Origin of the sequence: Henriciella litoralis, assembly GCF_002088935.1 — a bacterium.
GTDB classification, from domain to species: Bacteria; Pseudomonadota; Alphaproteobacteria; order Caulobacterales; family Hyphomonadaceae; genus Henriciella; species Henriciella litoralis.
Genome location: NZ_NCSS01000006.1, coordinates 1,714,670 through 1,731,567, shown reverse-complemented (window position 1 = coordinate 1,731,567; position 16,898 = coordinate 1,714,670). Strand labels below are relative to the sequence as shown.

Genomic DNA, 16,898 nt, shown 5'->3' with positions numbered 1-16,898 from the left:
AATGTCACGCCCCGAAAACCCCGGTGAAAACGCGCAACGCGTTCTCGTCATCAAGCTGAGCGCCCTGGGCGACTTTGTGTTGGCGCTCGGCGCAATGCAGGCGATCCGCGCCAAGCATCCCAAGGCCGCCATCACCCTGTTGACGACCCCGCCTTATGCTGAGCTGGCCAAGGCGACCAGCCTGTTTCAGGCGATTGAGACCGACGGGCGCCCGGAAGGCATGAAAGCCACCCGCGAATTGCTCAAGCGCATCCGCGAGGCCAAATACGATATCGTCTATGATTTGCAGACGTCCGGTCGCACAGCCAATTACTTCAAGGCGCTGAACCTGCCTTTCCGCAAGCCTCCGCTCTGGTCGGGACATGCGCAGGGCTCGGCCTATTTCCATGACAATCCCTCCCGCGGCGAGATGCACAGTATTGATCGGCTGGCTGAGCAATTGCAGGTCGCTGGCATCGGTCCAGAGGACATTGAAGGGCCATGGCCGCCAATGGCTGATATGTCGTTCGTACGCCGTTCACAGGGCGACAAACCTTCCTTCACCCCGCAATTCTTTAGCATCAACGGCCCTTACGGCCTCATCATTCCCGGCGCGTCGGCCCACCGCGAAGCCAAACGCTGGCCGGTCGATTGTTATGGAGAGCTGGCGCGTCACATTGCGGATGCTGGTGTTACTCCGGTGATCATCGGCAGCAAGGCGGAGTCGTCGCTCGCTGCGGAGATTTTGCGGATGGAGCCGCGTGTCCGCAATCTCGTGACCCGCACCAGCCTATTCCAGATCATTACACTGGCAGAGCAAGCGCTGTTTGCCGTTGGCAACGACACCGGTCCAATGCATATGGCGGCACTTTCCGGCTGTCCGGGCGTTGCCCTTTTCGCAACGAGTGAGAGTGATCCAGCCCGGGCCGCCCCGCGCGGCGCCCAGGTTATTATCTGCCAGGCAGACACGCTCGATCAGCTCGGCGTACGCGATGTCTGGCAGGCTGTGCGCATGCTGGGTGTCATTCCCGGGGCCACGGCAGCGGGATAAACTTGAATTTCATGCCGGAAAACGGCATATATACCGCTTGATTTAATTGCTCAAAGGAGAAGAGCCATAGCACGTAGACCGCATGCGGCACCGCCATCCAAAAAAGATCAGGGGCCGCGCCTGAACAGGGACATCAAGGCAGACAAGGTTCTGCTGATCGATGCAGAAGGCGAAAAACAGGGCGTTATGCCCCTTATGGCAGCACTGGATGCTGCTGCCGAAGCCGGACTGGATCTTGTCGAAGTCTCGCCTAACCAGGAAGTCCCGGTCTGTAAGATCATTGACTATGGCAAGCTTCGTTACGAAGAGCAGAAGAAGAAGGCCGCTGCTAAAAAGAAGCAGAAGACGTCTGAGCTCAAAGAGATCAAGATGCGGCCAAACATCGACGTTCACGATTATGAAGTGAAAACTCGCTCGATGTCGCGCTTCTTTGAGGATGGCGACAAGGTCAAAGTCACGCTCCGCTTCCGCGGCCGCGAAATGGCCCACCAACACCTCGGCATGGAACTGCTTCAGAAGGTGAAAGAAGAGTTTGACGAGGTCGCGAAGGTCGAGCTCGAGCCAAAACTCGAAGGCCGCCAGATGACCATGGTGATGGCACCTCGCTAAGGTCTCGCGACCTTAGAGCGTCGTATGTTTGGTGAAAGCCTCACCATTCGGCACGGTCTCTTGGCGCGATCACATGCGCAGTCCGCACAGATCGATAGCAGCAGCCATAAAGGCCTGCATCTGCTGTTCCTGTGCGGGTGTCATGCTTGCTGCCGTTTCGCGAGCCTCGCGCATCTCTTCGCTGTCGTCGTCCGGGGCGTGGGTGCCCATGGTGACGAACATGTCAAACACCTCCGGATCGAGGCGTTGATTTGCGGCGCTGGCCATACAGTTGCACATCTTCCGTGTGCCCATCTGGTCCATGAAGCAGGCCTCGGCGAGCTGCTCTGTTTTTGTCAGGGGCTCGCTGCAGGCCGCTAAGAGAAGACTCGCGAGCAGGACGGGGCGCACGTAAAAACGCATGGTGAAACCTCCCGATTGGCGTACCGATTTAGAGCAGCATTCGCAGGCCTGTTGAAGAGGCGTGTTTCGGTGCGGCAATGATAGGCCTATTTACGGCATCCTGACTCACTTCGCGGTCTTGATTTCACCCCGCCTTTCCGTCATAAGCGCCCTCTTTCGAGTACTGCGGGCCGAAAACGGCATGCCTGCAGGCTCATGAACGACTAGACAGTGGGTCCTTCGAGGCCCCGACAGGAGATCGAAATGCCGAAGATGAAGACCAAGAAGGCTGCTGCGAAGCGGTTCAAGTTCACGGCGACTGGTAAGCTCAAGCACGGCGTTGCCGGCAAGCGTCACCGCCTGATGAGTCACAATGCGAAATACATCCGTCAGAACCGCGGCACCAAGCCCGTTGCTGATGCCGATGTGGCCCGCGTGAAGAAGTATCTGCCCTACGGCCTCTAGGCTGCCTGGCATCTGACACGAACTCGAACCGACCCTATTTTGCAGGAGGCCTAAATGCCCCGTTCACGTAATTCGACGCCGGCTCACGCCCGTCACAAGAAAGTTATCAAGGCGACCAAAGGCTATTATGGCCGCCGGAAAAATACCTTCCGCACCGCGCATGCTGCGATGTGGAAAGCAGGCACTTATGCCTATATCGGCCGTAAGCAGAAAAAGCGGACCTTCCGTTCGCTCTGGATCCAGCGGATCAACGCGGCTGTGCGCATCCATGACGAAGAGCTCACCTATTCGCGCTTCATCGATGGCCTGAACAAGGCTGGCATCGAGGTTGACCGTAAGGTCATGGCTGACCTCGCCGTGCGCGAACCAGAAGCTTTTGGCGCCCTGGTGGAGAAGGCCAAAGGCGCGCTGGCTTAAACGCCACGTATCGCTTTTCGCTTTTCTCCGCTATTCCGACCGCCAAGGCGGGGCGGATGAGCCCCGTTTGGTCTAACCCCAACGGGGCTTTTGCATGTCTGATATTGAAAAAATCGAAGCTGAGGCGCTAGGCGCGATCGAGCAGGCAGGTGATCTTGCCGCGCTCGATGCGGTTCGTGTGGCCGAGCTTGGCAAGAAAGGCCGCGTATCCGGTCTGATGAAGACGCTGGGCGGCATGAGCCCGGAAGAGCGTCAGACCATGGGCCCCGCGCTCAACGGCCTTCGCAACCGCGTGCAGGACGCCGTCGACGCTCGCAAGGCGGAGCTGGAAGAAGCCGCGCTCGAGCAGCAGCTGCAGACTGAGCGCATAGACATGTCGCTTCCCCCGCGCATGACGCCTGAAGGCCGTCTGCACCCCGTCATGCAGGTTTTTGAGGAAGTCGCATCGATCTTCGGAGATATGGGCTTCACCGTCGCTGAAGGCCCTGACATCGAAGATGACTGGCACAATTTCACCGCGCTGAACTTCCCTGAGGGGCACCCGGCGCGCGAGACCCACGACACCTTCTTCTTCAATCCTCAGCAGGGCGCTTTGCCTAAAGTGCTGCGCACGCATACCAGCCCGGTGCAGGTGCGTGTCATGGAGAGCCAGAAGCCGCCAATCCGCATTCTGGTGCCAGGCCGCGTCTATCGTAATGACTGGGACGCCACCCACACCCCGATGTTCCATCAGGTCGAAGGCCTCGTCATCGAGAAGAACATCCATATGGGGCACCTGAAAGGCTGTCTCATCGATTTCGTGCGCGACTTCTTCGAGGTCGACAATGTCGAGGCGCGCTTCCGTCCGCACTTCTTCCCGTTCACCGAGCCATCGGCCGAAATGGATGTGAAATACACCAAGGTTGGCGACTCGATCGAGATCGGGGCAGGTGACAGCTGGATGGAAATCCTCGGCTCCGGCATGGTGCACCCGAACGTCCTGCGTAATTGCGGGATCGACCCCGACGAGTATCAGGGCTTCGCTTTCGGTATGGGCATCGACCGTCTCGCCATGCTGAAATATGGCATGCCGGACCTGCGCCCCTATTTCGAAGCCGATGCGGGCTGGACCCGTCATTATGGCTTCCGGCCCTGGCTTTCGCCCAGCGTCTCTGGTGGCCTGAGCTAGGGAGCCAACGACATGGGAAACGGCAACAAAGCCGAAATGTTGATTGCGGTTTGCGCGGTGCTCACCAGCGCGATTGCAGTCTTCATTGCCTGGGACCAGGGCCGTGTCATGCGTGCCCAGCAGCATGGTGCCGTCTTTCCGGTCGTCCAGATCGAAGGTTTTGTTTCCGCGACCGCAGAGACGTCTTCAATGGGCATCAGGCTCACCAATAGCGGCGTCGGGCCGGCATTGATCGAGCGGGTCGACATGCTCAAGGACGGAGAGCCGGTTGAAACTCTTGCGCCATATGCGGCGGCGTTTCCACCCGGCTATCAGCAATCCTGGTCAAGCCTGATCGGACGAGCCGTTGCGCCAGGCGATACCATCACCCCGCTGCGTGTCGACTGGCCGCGGGGCGAAGTCACGCTCGAACAGCGCAATGTTGCCGCCGCAGCCTGGAGCGAGCTGGATGTAGAGATTTGCTACTGCTCTGTCTTCAACCGGTGCTGGACGGCCCGCGGCCTCGGTATGGGCGTCAGTATGAGCCGTGCAGAACCGGTCAAACGCTGCGAACGAAGCGAAAAAGATATCTTTGAGGACCTCGCAAATGATGTGCGCGCGCCTCAACCCGAACCGACCCCGGAAGTGGAATAGACAATGAAGTTCACACTCTCATGGCTGCAGGATTACCTCGCCACAAAGGCGCCGCTGGAAGACATTCTCGCGACGATGCTGAAGGCCGGTCTTGAGGTCGAGCATGTCGAAGACCCGGCCGCGAAACTCGCCGAGTTCACCGTCGCGCATGTGACCGCGGCCGAGCCGCACCCGGACGCTGACCGCCTGCGTGTCTGCACGGTGGAGACCAAGGATGGCACCAAGCAGATCGTCTGCGGCGCCCCGAATGCACGTGCGGGCATGACCGCCATCTATGCACCACTCGGCACCTACATCCCCGGCCTTGATTTCGCGCTCGACAAGAAGCCGCGCAAGATCCGCGGCATCGAAAGCTACGGCATGCTTTGCTCCACCAAGGAGATTGAAGCTGGCGAGGACAGTGACGGCATCGCAGACCTTGAGGGCGACTGGAAAGTCGGCACGCCTGCCGCCGAGGCGCTTGGCCTGACGGACAAGGTGATCGACTTCGAGGTGACCCCCAACCGGCCAGACTGGCTCGGCGTGCAGGGCATTGCGCGCGACATAGCTGCCGCAGGTACAGGCCGCTTCCTCGAAAACCCGATCCGCAAGGTTGAAGGCAGCTTCGAATGCCCGGTCGATATTCGTCTGGACGCGCCTGAGGCCTGTCCGGTGTTCGCCGGTGCGCTTGTGCGCGGTGTCGAGAATGGTCCGTCACCGGACTGGATGCAGGCGCGTCTGAAAGCCATTGGGATCACCCCGCGCTCGCTACTCGTCGATATTACGAACTACATCTCGTTTGACCGTGCTCGCCCGCTGCATGCCTATGACGCTGGCAAGCTGAAAGGCGCCGTGGTTGCTCGGCTTGGGGCTGCCGGTGAGAAGCTCGAAGCCATTGATGGCAAGACCTATGAAATCTCCGAAGACATGTGCGTCATCGCAGATGATAGCGGGCCAATTGGTCTCGGCGGCGTTATGGGCGGTCAGTCCACCGCCGTCAGCGCAGACACTGTGGACGTCTTCATCGAAAGTGCCTGGTTTGAGCCGCTGCGCACCGCGCGCACGGGCCGGTCCACCGGCATCATCTCCGATGCGCGTTACCGCTTTGAGCGCGGTGTGGACCCAGAAAGCTGCCTCGATGGCCTGAATTTCGCGCTCGCCCTGATCAAGGAATATGGCGGCGGCGAGGTTTCCGTTGCGCGCGTCGCTGGCGCGCCTCCGGCCCAGCGTGAGAAAGTTGTCTTCGACCGACGTGACGTTGCTCGCCTGACAGGCCTCGAAATCAAACCGGCCGAACTGAAGAAGATGCTGAAGGATCTTGGCTTCTCAATCGAGGACGCCGGTGAAGGCTGGTATCTCAAGGTGCCGAGCTGGCGTTTCGATATTGAGCAATCGGCTGACCTCGTTGAGGAGATCGCCCGCCTTGTCGGCTTTGATCAGCTGCCCACAACCTCGCTTCCAATGCCCGAGGGGGGACGCAAGACGGTCGTTACTCCGGCGCAGGCGCGGATCCGCAAGGCGCGGCGCGTGATGGCATCGCGTGGCTTCCTCGAGACTGTCACATGGTCCTTCATGCCAAAGGCGTTTGCCGAGATGTTTGGCGGCGGACAGCCAGCGCTGACGATCGCCAATCCTGTGGCCAGCGAATTGAACCAGATGCGTCCCAGCATCCTCGCCAACCTCGCTCAGGCCGCCCAGAAAGGCGCAGATCGCGGCGAGCAAGGCCTTCGCCTCTTTGAGGCCGGTCCGGTCTATCTTGGCGATGGGCCTAAGGATCAACGCAACGTCGTCGCAGCTCTCGTGCGCCCGGCACAGGAGCGCCATTGGAGCGGCGCGATTGCACCTTATGATGCGATGTCGGCCAAAGCTGACCTGTTCGCCCTGCTCGCAGAGCTGGAGCAGCCGCCAGCGCGTTTCCAGGTCGAGGCCCCACGTCAGACCCACTGGCACCCAGGACAGGCCGCCTGCCTGAAGCTCGGCCCGAAAGTCACGATTGCTCATTTCGGTGCGCTTCATCCGCGCGTTCTGAAAGCGCTCGATGTTGACGGGCCGGTCTATGGCTTCGAGCTTAATCTCAACGCGCTGCCGATGATGAAGGCGCGGGCCAACAAGACCAAACCGGTGCTTGAGCGCTCTGATCTGACGCCCATCCGGCGCGACTTTTCTTTCGTCGTGGACGAAGGCGTGCCGGCTGCAGATATTGTCAAACAGGCCATGGCGGCCGACAAGAAGCTGATCAGCGACGTGCAGGTCTTTGATGTATACCAGGGCAAGGGCATCGAGCCGGGTCAGAAGTCGATCGCCATTGAGGTGACGATCCAGCCGGCGAACGAAACGCTCAAAGACAAGGAGATCGATGCGATCGCCGGGTCTATCGTTGACAATGTCGCCAAGGCCACCGGAGGTGTGCTACGCGGCTAGCCGGGGTATCCAGCTAGGGCTCAGCTTGGGGGGAGGGGCATGGCTATTCAGCAATTGATGACCCAGATGGGGTTACGCTATCGGCTCTATCGGCAGATGGAGCCGCATGCGCGGGAAAAGTCGGGTCTATCGCCCTTCAATCTCTTCATCGTGATTTTGGTCCTGCTTAGCTTCCTGGCGCTTGCGCTGGAAACTGAGCCAACGATGAATGCCGACTGGATGGAGGCCATCGCGGTCTTCAACGTCGCCATCATTATCATCTTCGCCTTTGAATACCTGCTTCGGTTATGGGTCGCGGGCGAAAATCCCGAATATAGGGGTGTGCGCGGGCGCATCCGCTACATTTTTTCCGGCTATGCGTTGGCCGATCTTATCGCCTTCCTGCCAGAGCTTCTTTGGCTTGTTTTTGCGCCAGAGCATGCCAGCCAGCAGGTTATCATGGTGCTGCGGGTTCTTCGTCTCGCGCGCCTCGCCAAGATCGCGCGCTTCATCCCGGCCTTCGATGTGCTTGGCGCAACGCTAAGCCGGGCGGGCCAGCAGCTTTTCACCACGCTCGCGATGGCAATGGCGCTCGTCTACATCTCCGCCGTCGTTCTTTATTTCGTAGAGGGCGTGGGCGGCCAGCAGCAGGAAAGCTTTGCGTCCATTCCCCGCGCCATCTGGTGGGCAATCGCAACACTGACGACGGTCGGCTATGGCGACGTCTATCCGGTTACCCCGCTGGGGCGCTTCTTTGCGTCGGTGATTGCGATCGCAGGCATCGGCATGGTCGCCCTGCCAGCGGGCGTTTTCGCCAGCGCTTTCTCCGATGAGCTGCGTGAGCGCGAGAACGCCAAGCTTGAGCGACGCGAGGAACTGCTCGAGGAGCGTATGGATGCAGTTGAAGCCAAGCAAGACGCTGAGGAAAACCACTCGGCCTGATCCGGACCTAGTCCGTTTCAGGCGCATCCATGGCGAGCACGATTTGTGCGTAGCCTCTCGCTAGCCGTCCCATATTTTCAACACTGAGACGCTCATTCGTCCCATGAAAGCCAGCAAGATCTGCCGGGCCGACCAATGACGGCGCAAACCGGTAGACATCCTTGGTGATCGCGCTGGCATACCGGGCATCCGTTGCTCCAATCACAAGACCCGGCGCGACCGGCGCGCCGTCGCCAACTTCCTTCGCCACCGCGTAAAGCACACCAAAGGCACGATTATCGGTAGCGCTGACGGGAGAGGCTTCACTCGCGATCCCGTCCGCAACCGGCGCGACCTCGATCCCTTCAATATCCGCGGTGACATCGCGAATATGCTGCATCACCTCATCGACCGTATTGTTCGGATGGATACGGAAATTTACAATCGCCGTCGCGCGCTGTGCCAACACATTCTCCTTGGCAGACCCGGACAGCATGGTCGGCGCTGTGGTTGTGCGGATCATCGCATTGCCTTGTGGCGAGCTTGAAAACTGGCTCTCTACCAATCCGCCGAGTAACCATTGATTGCCCATGGCGAGGCGCGCCGGAAAGCCAAGATCTGCGGAGATGACCTTCATCATGTCAGATGTCGGCGCCTTGGCGAGGTCTGCCGGCATCTGGTTTTCATCGAGAGCAATCAGCGCCCGCGAGAGACGAACGGTTGCACTGTCGCGAGGCGGCGCTGAGGAATGCCCTCCATCGGCGATGGCGGTGATGCGCGCCGTCAGATAGCCTTTCTCGGCAATGCCAATCAGACCCAGCGTGCCACCGGTGACGGGATTATCCTCAATCACCATAAAGCCTTCGTCGAGCGCCATGACGGGCGTCACGCCCCGTGATTTGAGCAGGGCGATGCCGGCTTCTGCGCCTGAGCCTGAAACTTCTTCATCATGACCAAGCTGGAGCAGGACTGTCCTGCGCGGCTGAAATCCATCCCGCGCGAGTGCATCGAGCGCTTCCATTAGCGCCACGAGCGAGCCTTTGTCGTCCATCGCGCCGCGGCCATAGATGTAGCCATCGACAATCTCGCCAGCGAAGGGCGCGCCGGTCCAGTCACCTTCAGTGCCTATGTTGACGGGCACAACGTCCTGGTGCGCCATGAGCAGGATCGGGTCGAGCGAGGGGTCAGAGCCTTCCCACGTATAGAGAAGCGTGTAACCGCCAGGGACGGTTTCCTTGTTCGCGGCGGCATGAAAGGCTGGGTAGGTGGTTTCGAGCCACGCCTGAAGCTCGAGCCAGGGGCCTTCCTGACCGGGGCGAGGGTCACCGCCTTGCAGGGTAATCGTGCGGAACTTGATCGCTTCAGAAAGGTGCTCTGCAGCCCGCTCGACCGAAATGTCCGGTGCATCCGGCAGCTCAACCGTCTGAACATCGCTCGGCGTGCCGCCATAATTCAGCGCGCGGACAACCAGCACGGCGACAAGACCAAGAAACAATACCCCAATTGCGCCCAGTACTTTTTTCATGGCGAATCTCCCTCAAAATTCTCATCACCCACTGTGCGGCGCGCAGTCGTGCGGGGCAAGAGGTCCATGCCTGATGCGCGCGAGTATGATGGCGAAGGACCAGATGAAAGGAGCTCATCGCTCTTGATTCGATCCGCTCCATAAAAAAAGCCCCACAGCTTCGCGCCGCGGGGCTTTTCTTTAGTCTTGTCTTGGTAGGTTCGCGGATCAGCTTTGTCCGCTGACCGCCAGCACATCTTCAACCGTGCGAAGGCCTGGCTTTGGTGAGGTCACCAGCACGGCCATGTTGCCCGGAAGGTGCTTGTTATCGAGCATCTTCTCGTGTGCAGCTGGAATATCCTCCCATGAGAAGACTTCCGACATGCATGGATCAATGCGTCGATCGATAACCAGCTGGTTTGCGGCAGATGCCTGCGCAAGGTTTGCAAAGTGCGAACCCTGGACGCGTTTCTGGCGCATCCAGAGGAAGCGGGCATCCATAGTCAGATTGAAGCCTGTCGTGCCGGCGCAGATGACGACCATGCCGCCGCGTTTCACGACGAAGACGGAAACCGGGAACGTGCTTTCGCCCGGATGTTCGAAGACGATATCGACATCCTTCTTGCCCGTGATCTCCCAGATCGCCTTACCGAACTTGCGGTTCTCACGCATATAGTCGGAGAATTCCGGCCCGTTCACTTTTGGCAGCTGACCCCAGCAATTGAAGTCTTTCCGGTTGAGCACGCCCTTGGCGCCCATCGAATAGACGAAGTCGAACTTCTCCGGGTCCGAGACCACACCGATGGCATGGGCACCGGTGACGGCGCACAGTTGGACGCCAAAGCTGCCAAGGCCGCCAGACGCGCCCCAGACAAGGACGTTATTGCCCGGCTTCACGATGTGCGGGCGGTGGCCGAACAGCATGCGGTAGGCGGTCGCGAGCGTCAGCGTGTAGCAGGCGCTTTCTTCCCAGGTGAGGTGTTTTGGACGCGGCATACACTGGCGCGCCTGAACGCGGCAGAATTGCGCGAAGCTGCCATCCGGCGTCTCATAGCCCCAGATGCGCTGGCTCGGCGAGTTCATAGGGTCGCCGCCATTACATTCCTCGTCGTCGCCATCATCCTGGTTACAGTGGATGACAACCTCGTCGCCTGGTTTAACGCGGGTGACCTTCCGGCCAACGGCCCAGACAATGCCGGCTGCGTCAGACCCGGCGATATGAAAATCTGCCTTGTGGATGTCAAAAGGGGAGATCGGTTCGCCGAGACCGGCCCAGATGCCGTTATAGTTCACGCCGGCAGCCATGACGAGCACCAGCACCTCGTCGGAATCGATTTCCGGCACCGGGACTTGCTCAATCTGCATCGCTGTTGCGGGGCGGCCGTGGCGTTCGCGGCGAATCGCCCACGCATACATCATTTTCGGGACGTGAAACTCGGGCGGGATCTCGCCCATTTCGTAAATATCTTTCGTCTCACGCGTCTTTGTTGCCGTCGTCATTCTTCAGAGCCTCCGATAATGCCAATTGTGAGCAAGATTATTCTTCTGCTTCACAACTCTCCTGTTAGGCGGGACACTGACCAAATCATTGACCTCAAGGCAAGTAAAAATTTGCTGCGGCGCAACATAATTAGAGGGGTTTATCACCTTGGGACCGGCTGATCTTGTGTATTTGAACGGGGCAATCATCCCCGCGGCTGACGCGGCCGTGTCGCCTTTTGACCGGGGCTTTCTGTTTGCGCACGCCGCTTATGAAGTGACGGCTGTCTACAATGGCAAGCTGATTGACTTCGAAGGTCACGTGGCGCGCCTGCAACGCACGCTTGCCGGAATCGACATTCCCGAAGCGATTGATGCGCAGGCTCTGGAAAGCCTGCATCTGGACTTGCTGTCACGCAACAAGGTGACCGAAGGCTTCGTGTACCTGCAGGTCACCGGCGGGGCCTATGGTGGGCGCGATTTCGTGGGCCCCGACGTATTGAGCCCCGGCCTCTTCATGTTTTGTGAGGCACGTGAACTCATTTCTGAGAAGGCGCGTGATGGCGTCGTTTCCATCACCGTGGAAGACCAGCGCTGGAAGCGGCGTGACTACAAGACGACCCAGCTCTTGTCCCAGACACTGGCCTATCGCCAGGCTGCGAAAGAGGGCGCCACCTCGGCGATCTTGCATGAGGATGGCTGGATTACTGAGGCTGCCTCCGCGAATCTCTGGATTGTCACGCCCGATGGCACGCTCATCACGCGAAATCTTGGCCATCAGATACTGCCAGGTGTCACGCGCCAGTCGGTCCTGAAACAGCTGTCGCAAGCCGGCCTGAAAGTGGAAGAGCGGGCCGCCTCCCTCGAAGAGGCCCGCACGGCAGCGGAAATATTCACCACGGCCGCAACGTCGCTTGTCCTGCCCATCATACGTCTCGACGGCACCGACATCTCCAACGGCCAGCCGGGCCCCGTGACACGGCGTGTCCAAGCGCTTTATTACGAGGCGATAGGCGCTGATCTCCCAACCGCGGCGCCGTGGCTCAAAGGATCGGCGGCTTCCCGGCGCGATATCGGCGAAGCGTATTGTGGATCTTGATGCTGAGGATAATGGTCGCCAGCACAATCGTGATTAAATTTGCAATGATCATCGGCGTGCTTGAAATCATCAACCCATAGATCAGCCAGCATAGAACGCCCGCCGTAAACATCGCGTACATGATCAGCGACAGGCTTTCGGTGTTGCGGGTGCGCAAGACGAGGATGGCCTGCGGCAGGAAGGAGGCCGTGGTCAGAATGGCCGCAATTGAGCCGATCAGGTCTTGCATGAGGCGTCTCCAGGCTGATCTCGTCGCCTAACATGAGGCAACGCATTCCGTCATGCCTAAACTGAAGCAATGATATTGCGCTGACGCGCTCGTATCAGCCTGACGTGCGGGGAAACTTGCCCTTCCCCAGGGTTCAGTCCATGTTGCAGCGCAATAACAACGGAGGTCGCATAATGACAAAGAAGCCTTATCAGCATGACGCGGATCGCCCGTGGATTTTCCGCACCTATGCGGGGCATTCCACGGCGGAAAAGTCGAACGCCCTCTATCGTTCGAACCTTGCGCGCGGCCAGACAGGCCTCTCCATCGCTTTCGACCTGCCAACCCAGACCGCCTATGACAGCGACCATATCCTGTCCAAGGGCGAAGTCGGCAAAGTCGGCGTGCCAGTCAGCCATCTCGGCGATATGCGCACCCTGTTTGACGGGCTGCCGCTTGAGGACATGAACACCTCGATGACAATCAATGCGCCCGCCGCGTGGATGCTGGCGCTCTACGTCGCGCTTGCCGATGAGCGCGGCGATGATCGCGCCAAACTTCGCGGCACGACGCAGAACGACATCATCAAGGAATATCTGTCGCGCGGCACCTATGTCTTCCCGCCAGAGCCCAGCATGCGTCTGATCGCCGATATGGTCAGCTGGTGCTACACTGAGGTTCCAAAATGGAACCCGCTGAATGTCTGCTCTTACCATTTGCAGGAAGCTGGAGCGACACCCCAACAGGAACTCGCCTATGCGCTGGCGACGGCCTGCGCGGTTCTCGACGCGGTCAAAGCTGGCGGACAGGTCCCTGATGAGGACTTCTCGACCGTTTTCGGCCGTATTTCTTTCTTCGTAAATGCCGGCGTCCGTTTCGTTACGGAACTTTGTAAGATGCGCGCCTTTGTGGACCTTTGGGAAGAGATCGGACGCGAGCGCTATGGCGTCGATGACCCGAAATCCCTCCGCTTCCGATATGGCGTTCAGGTTAACTCGCTGGGGCTGACAGAGCAGCAGCCTGAAAACAATGTCTACCGTATCCTGCTTGAAGCGCTCGCCGTCACGCTGTCGAAACGCGCCCGGTGCCGTGCACTCCAGCTTCCAGCCTGGAATGAGGCAATGGGGCTGCCCCGGCCGTGGGACCAGCAATGGTCGCTACGCCTGCAGCAGATCCTCGCCTACGAGACCGACCTGCTCGAATACGAAGACCTGTTCGATGGTAGCCACGTCATCGAAAAGAAGACCGAAGAGCTCAAAACCGGTGCTCGTGAAGAGCTCGCCCGCATCGACGATATGGGCGGGGCGGTCGATAGTGTCGGCTATATGAAGGAAAGCCTCGTTGGCGCGCATGTAGAGCGCATCCAGGCCATTGAGCGCGGGGAGCAGAAGGTCGTTGGCGTCAATGCGTACCTCGAAAGCGCTGACAGCCCGCTCAGCGCAGGCGAGAAGACTATCGAGACGGTCGATCCGCTGCTGGAGGCAGAGCAGGTCCGCGCCCTTCGGGACTGGCGCGCCAAGCGCGATAATGCTGCGGCAGAAGCGGCAATCGCTGCGCTGAAGGCGGCCGCAAGCTCGGGCGAGAATATCATGGAGCCATCCATCGCCGCCGCAAAAGCCGGCGTAACCACCGGCGAGTGGGGCACGGCCCTGCGCGAAGTGTTCGGCGAGTATCGCGGCCCGACCGGCGTTGCGGTGGTGGTCGATTCTGGCGGTGATGAAAACATCGAAGCCACCAAAGCACGTGTCGATCAGGTCTCGGAAGCCCTTGGCCGCCGCCTCACCTATGTCCTCGGCAAGCCCGGCCTCGACGGCCATTCAAACGGCGCCGAACAGATCGCCAGCCGGGCCCGCGCGTGCGGCATGGATGTTATCTATGAGGGCATCCGGTTCACCCCGTCCGAGATCGTCGCGCAAGCCAAGGAGGCCGACGCGCACGTCATCGGCCTTTCTATCCTGTCGGGCAGCCATCTGGACCTCGTCCGGGACACGATCGCCGAGATCCGCAAGGCGGGCATGGAGGGCGTCCCTCTCGTCGTCGGCGGGATTATCCCACCTGAGGATGAGCGCGCCCTGAAACAGATGGGCGTTCGCCGCGTCTACACGCCGAAAGACTTCAAGATCACCGACATCATGGGAGATGTGGTCGATGTCGTCGAAGGCGCTTGGCTCGAGAAGGTCTGACGCTCAACGCTGGCTTTCAATGAAGGCAGAGGCGACCGTCACGGGGCCTGATCCTCGCCCAGAAACGCCTTGAGCCGCTCAATCGCCTCATCCCAATGGCGCGAAATCGCGTCCAGATAATGTTGCGCGTCTCCAAGTGCGCGCGGATCGAGTCGATACCGGCTTTCCCGGCCGACGCGGTCATTCGAGACGAGGCCGGCTGATTCGAGTACTTTGAGATGCTTGGTCACGGCCTGCCGGGACATGCCAAAGCCTGAGGCGAGGTCCGAAATCGATCTGCCTTGTCCATCGCTAAGCGTGCTCACAAGTTTCAAACGCGTCTCGTCACCCAACGCGCCAAACACCTCAGCAGTGTGAATTTTACGCGTTGCGTTACCCATCAACAAACGCGCCGATATTGTGCATCTGCTCTTCCCATCCGCCTTCATTGCTGAGCCGGGCTTGCTCGCCCTTGCCGGGCGGGAAGCTGTCAAAGCCCGACTCCACGATAGTCAGATGCGTTCCCGTCCCAGTTGGTTTCAGCTTGAATTCCACGAGGGTTTCAAGCCGGACATCACCCGGCTCGGCTTCGATGTTATCGTGATACCAGATGAACGCGAAATACACCTTTGGCCGGATGACCGTTGTGCGGCTTTCCCATTTGAAGTGCTCATAGCCTGGATAGGTTATCTGCCCACGTGTCACTGCCCCTTCGACAAAGGGGTCGTACAGTTTCACCTTGAACCAGTCACCAAACTTCTCGTGATCGGTGATGGCGTCCCAGACAGTTTCGACGGATGCTTTGAACTCAGCCGTCTTTTCGATTTGGTTGGTCATATGCGCAACTCCTTGGTTGCATTTTTAATCGGCCGAAAAATAAACGCAACTGAAAAGTTGCGCTCATTGAAAGGGTTTAGGATTTTCGACGCTCAGACCGGCACATTCGCCCGCAGCATGCCATAATAGTCACGGATGCGTTCGACGTAGCGCACTGGCTCATAGCCGCGCGCATAGCCGTGCTTCACGGTCTGATAATACTTGGCGCGCGTGAGCAGAGGCAGCATCCGTTCGATGTCATCCCAGCTTGAAGGATCAAGGCCCTGGCGAACGGCTAGCTTACGCGCGTCGTAAACGTGTCCAAGCCCGATATTATAGGCTGCGAGCGCAAACCATGTCCTGTCCTTGCCTGTGATATCCTCCGGCAGGCGATCATATATGCGCTGCAGATATTCTGCTCCGCCTTTGACGCTCTGGGCAGGGTCCAGCCTGTTGGTGACGCCAACTTCGCTGGCCGTCCGGTTCGTCAGCATCATCAGACCACGTACGCCTGTCGGGCTTCGTGCATCAGGGTCCCAATGGGATTCCTGATAGGCTTGCGCGGCAAGTAGGTGCCAATCGAACTCTGTCTCGCTGGCGGCGGTTTCGAAGTAGGTCCTGAATTCCGGAAGGCGCTCATTGACGCGTTCTACAAAGCGTAGAACCTCAATATAGTCGAACTCATCCAGATGGCCGAACCAGCTCTCGTCAAGCTCAGCGAGATAACCGCTCGCGTGGGCTTCGATGAACCAACCGGCGAGGGCCTGGTCCATCCCATTTATCTTTTCGTTGTAGACCCAGCCGAGCGGTCTCGGCTTGGTCAGCGACATCGAGACCTTGAGGTCAGGGAATAGCCGACGGGCATATTCGGCGAGATGGGAATCGGCGACGGTGCAATCGATAGCGCCGGTCTCGACGCGCCGTATGATCGGCATGGCTGAACCTGCATTCTGAGTTGACCATTCCAGCTGCGGATAGTCGATGCGAAGCGTCTCCAGCGTTTCCTGATAGGACGAACTGGCAAGAATAGTCAGATCTACGTCCAGCAGGTCCTCTGCCGTTTTAGGGGCGATAACGCCCGGTCCGCAGACGACTATTTCCGAAACTTCCTTATAGGCCGGACCAAAGGTCAGGCGTGATCCTCTCATTTCGGTGATCGTAAGACCTGCCGCAGCAATGTGGCCGCGGCCCTTCTCCATAGCTTTCAACAACTCGTCGATGCTATTCATCTTGATGAATTTTGGGGTGACCCCAAGCGTATCAGCAAATTGCTGAACAAGCTCGGCTTCGTACCCGACAGGGCCGTCGCGGGTACCGCGATAGGTTGTTGGGCCTTCAAGTGTAAGTACGATCAGATCGCCATCATTCTGTATGGCTTCAACAGACGTTGCCTTTGAGACATTTGCTGTATCTGTGCGGTTAGAGCACTGGGTTAGTCCCAGTCCCGCGAGGATCGTCACGCTGGCAATCATGCCGTTGCGGACTGTATGATTCATAATGGACTAATGGATAGCGCAGCAATTCGTTCAAATAAAGCACGCAAAGCGATACTGCGGTCCGGCTGCGCCAACCTCAGCGTGTCTGGGCGACTCATATGGGACGGGTTTTGAAATTCCCGTCCCATATG

The 16,898-nt window shown here is 59.1% G+C and carries 17 protein-coding genes; 10 read left to right on the top strand and 7 right to left on the bottom strand.

Annotation, left to right across the window (positions count from 1 at the left end; translation table 11 throughout):
• The first annotated feature begins 1 nt into the window (after position 1).
• The gene (locus B8783_RS11915) at positions 2-1,030 is read left to right on the top strand and encodes a glycosyltransferase family 9 protein (protein WP_084420336.1); all 1,029 of its coding nucleotides are present in this window, start codon (positions 2-4) and stop codon (positions 1,028-1,030) included.
• Positions 1,031-1,096: 66 nt separating this feature from the next.
• A complete protein-coding gene (gene infC, locus B8783_RS11910) occupies positions 1,097-1,639 on the top strand; it encodes a translation initiation factor IF-3 (RefSeq protein ID WP_084420335.1) in 543 nt (180 codons plus the stop codon).
• A 69-nt stretch (positions 1,640-1,708) separates the two neighbouring features.
• On the opposite strand, the gene B8783_RS11905 is transcribed toward infC, so the two are convergent.
• Positions 1,709-2,041, bottom strand: a complete 333-nt coding sequence (locus tag B8783_RS11905; protein ID WP_084420334.1) for a hypothetical protein — start codon at positions 2,039-2,041, stop codon at positions 1,709-1,711.
• 243 nt (positions 2,042-2,284) lie between these two features.
• Here B8783_RS11905 and rpmI point away from each other — a divergent pair, with 243 nt between their 5' ends.
• From rpmI to B8783_RS11875, 6 genes are all read left to right on the top strand, one after another.
• On the top strand, positions 2,285-2,485 hold the full coding sequence (rpmI, locus tag B8783_RS11900) for a 50S ribosomal protein L35 (RefSeq protein WP_084420333.1): 201 nt from the start codon (positions 2,285-2,287) through the stop codon (positions 2,483-2,485).
• 54 nt (positions 2,486-2,539) lie between these two features.
• Positions 2,540-2,902, top strand: a complete 363-nt coding sequence (gene rplT / locus B8783_RS11895) for a 50S ribosomal protein L20 (RefSeq protein WP_084420332.1) — start codon at positions 2,540-2,542, stop codon at positions 2,900-2,902.
• Positions 2,903-2,996: 94 nt separating this feature from the next.
• The gene (pheS, locus tag B8783_RS11890) at positions 2,997-4,070 is read left to right on the top strand and encodes a phenylalanine--tRNA ligase subunit alpha (protein WP_084420331.1); all 1,074 of its coding nucleotides are present in this window, start codon (positions 2,997-2,999) and stop codon (positions 4,068-4,070) included.
• A 12-nt stretch (positions 4,071-4,082) separates the two neighbouring features.
• Positions 4,083-4,703 carry a hypothetical protein gene (locus tag B8783_RS11885; protein ID WP_084420330.1) on the top strand — a complete coding sequence of 207 codons (621 nt, stop codon included), beginning with the start codon at positions 4,083-4,085 and terminating at the stop codon, positions 4,701-4,703.
• A gap of 3 nt (positions 4,704-4,706) precedes the next feature.
• A complete protein-coding gene (pheT, locus tag B8783_RS11880) occupies positions 4,707-7,103 on the top strand; it encodes a phenylalanine--tRNA ligase subunit beta (RefSeq protein ID WP_084420329.1) in 2,397 nt (798 codons plus the stop codon).
• Positions 7,104-7,142: 39 nt separating this feature from the next.
• Entirely contained in the window at positions 7,143-8,024 is an 882-nt protein-coding gene (locus tag B8783_RS11875; protein WP_324612779.1) for an ion transporter, read from the top strand.
• 7 nt (positions 8,025-8,031) lie between these two features.
• On the opposite strand, the gene B8783_RS11870 is transcribed toward B8783_RS11875, so the two are convergent.
• Positions 8,032-9,528 carry a M20 family peptidase gene (locus B8783_RS11870; protein WP_084420328.1) on the bottom strand — a complete coding sequence of 499 codons (1,497 nt, stop codon included), beginning with the start codon at positions 9,526-9,528 and terminating at the stop codon, positions 8,032-8,034.
• A 207-nt stretch (positions 9,529-9,735) separates the two neighbouring features.
• Entirely contained in the window at positions 9,736-11,007 is a 1,272-nt protein-coding gene (gene ccrA, locus B8783_RS11860) for a crotonyl-CoA carboxylase/reductase (RefSeq protein ID WP_084420326.1), read from the bottom strand.
• 148 nt (positions 11,008-11,155) lie between these two features.
• Between ccrA and B8783_RS11855 the strand changes: the two genes are divergently transcribed.
• Entirely contained in the window at positions 11,156-12,085 is a 930-nt protein-coding gene (locus tag B8783_RS11855; RefSeq protein ID WP_084420325.1) for an aminotransferase class IV, read from the top strand.
• On the opposite strand, the gene B8783_RS11850 is transcribed toward B8783_RS11855, so the two are convergent.
• A complete protein-coding gene (locus B8783_RS11850; protein ID WP_084420324.1) occupies positions 12,030-12,314 on the bottom strand; it encodes a SemiSWEET transporter in 285 nt (94 codons plus the stop codon). The genes B8783_RS11855 and B8783_RS11850 overlap by 56 nt on opposite strands.
• 173 nt (positions 12,315-12,487) lie before the next feature.
• On the opposite strand from B8783_RS11850, the gene B8783_RS11845 reads away from it, so the two are divergent.
• Positions 12,488-14,476 (top strand): protein meaA, encoded by a 1,989-nt coding sequence (locus B8783_RS11845; protein WP_084420323.1) that lies wholly within the window; start codon positions 12,488-12,490, stop codon positions 14,474-14,476.
• A 38-nt stretch (positions 14,477-14,514) separates the two neighbouring features.
• Here the strand turns inward: B8783_RS11845 and B8783_RS11840 are convergent, their stop codons facing one another.
• The 3 genes from B8783_RS11840 to mltF form a co-directional block, all read right to left on the bottom strand.
• Positions 14,515-14,856 carry an ArsR/SmtB family transcription factor gene (locus B8783_RS11840; protein WP_084420322.1) on the bottom strand — a complete coding sequence of 114 codons (342 nt, stop codon included), beginning with the start codon at positions 14,854-14,856 and terminating at the stop codon, positions 14,515-14,517.
• Entirely contained in the window at positions 14,849-15,292 is a 444-nt protein-coding gene (locus B8783_RS11835; protein WP_084420321.1) for an SRPBCC family protein, read from the bottom strand. The genes B8783_RS11840 and B8783_RS11835 overlap by 8 nt, the downstream gene beginning before the upstream one ends.
• A 92-nt stretch (positions 15,293-15,384) precedes the next feature.
• A complete protein-coding gene (mltF, locus tag B8783_RS11830) occupies positions 15,385-16,767 on the bottom strand; it encodes a membrane-bound lytic murein transglycosylase MltF (RefSeq protein ID WP_084420320.1) in 1,383 nt (460 codons plus the stop codon).
• Positions 16,768-16,898 lie beyond the last annotated feature (131 nt).

Coding starts and splice junctions, on each gene's coding strand:
- rpmI (WP_084420333.1), top strand. CDS start 2,285: ATGCCGAAGATGAAGACCAAGAAGGCTGCTGCGAAGCGGTTCAAGTTC.
- B8783_RS11835 (WP_084420321.1), bottom strand. CDS start 15,292: ATGACCAACCAAATCGAAAAGACGGCTGAGTTCAAAGCATCCGTCGAA.
- B8783_RS11840 (WP_084420322.1), bottom strand. CDS start 14,856: ATGGGTAACGCAACGCGTAAAATTCACACTGCTGAGGTGTTTGGCGCG.
- B8783_RS11845 (WP_084420323.1), top strand. CDS start 12,488: ATGACAAAGAAGCCTTATCAGCATGACGCGGATCGCCCGTGGATTTTC.
- B8783_RS11870 (WP_084420328.1), bottom strand. CDS start 9,528: ATGAAAAAAGTACTGGGCGCAATTGGGGTATTGTTTCTTGGTCTTGTC.
- B8783_RS11905 (WP_084420334.1), bottom strand. CDS start 2,041: ATGCGTTTTTACGTGCGCCCCGTCCTGCTCGCGAGTCTTCTCTTAGCG.
- mltF (WP_084420320.1), bottom strand. CDS start 16,767: ATGAATCATACAGTCCGCAACGGCATGATTGCCAGCGTGACGATCCTC.
- ccrA (WP_084420326.1), bottom strand. CDS start 11,007: ATGACGACGGCAACAAAGACGCGTGAGACGAAAGATATTTACGAAATG.
- pheS (WP_084420331.1), top strand. CDS start 2,997: ATGTCTGATATTGAAAAAATCGAAGCTGAGGCGCTAGGCGCGATCGAG.
- B8783_RS11915 (WP_084420336.1), top strand. CDS start 2: ATGTCACGCCCCGAAAACCCCGGTGAAAACGCGCAACGCGTTCTCGTC.
- B8783_RS11875 (WP_324612779.1), top strand. CDS start 7,143: ATGGCTATTCAGCAATTGATGACCCAGATGGGGTTACGCTATCGGCTC.
- rplT (WP_084420332.1), top strand. CDS start 2,540: ATGCCCCGTTCACGTAATTCGACGCCGGCTCACGCCCGTCACAAGAAA.
- pheT (WP_084420329.1), top strand. CDS start 4,707: ATGAAGTTCACACTCTCATGGCTGCAGGATTACCTCGCCACAAAGGCG.
- B8783_RS11885 (WP_084420330.1), top strand. CDS start 4,083: ATGGGAAACGGCAACAAAGCCGAAATGTTGATTGCGGTTTGCGCGGTG.
- B8783_RS11850 (WP_084420324.1), bottom strand. CDS start 12,314: ATGCAAGACCTGATCGGCTCAATTGCGGCCATTCTGACCACGGCCTCC.